The following is a 277-nucleotide window of genomic DNA, read 5'->3' on the forward strand; positions in this document are numbered from 1 at the left end:
GGCTGCGAGCTTCGCCTCGAGGTCGGCCACGGAATTGTGCTTGAAGATCACCCGCTCGCATTTGGCATGGCGGATGCCCTCGATCATGGAGGCGTGGTTCCCGGCGTCGGAAAAGACAATGATGCCGGGAATGCGCGAACAGAGCGTGCCAAGTGCGGCCCAGTTGGACACGTAGCCGGAGGTAAACAGCAGCGCTGCTTCCTTGCCGTGCAGGTCGGCAAGCTCCTGTTCCAGGAGAACATGGTAGTGCGTCGTGCCGGAGATGTTGCGCGTGCCG

1 protein-coding gene is annotated in these 277 nt (G+C 62.1%); it reads right to left on the reverse strand.

All coding sequences use genetic code 11. The annotated features are described in order from the left end of the window. The coding region (locus tag ASG03_RS21910; RefSeq protein ID WP_244475115.1) for an aminotransferase class I/II-fold pyridoxal phosphate-dependent enzyme at positions 1 to 277 on the reverse strand (277 nt) is incomplete at both ends.

The sequence above is a fragment of the Rhizobium sp. Leaf341 genome (genome assembly GCF_001424325.1).
Lineage (GTDB): Bacteria > Pseudomonadota > Alphaproteobacteria > Rhizobiales > Rhizobiaceae > Ferranicluibacter.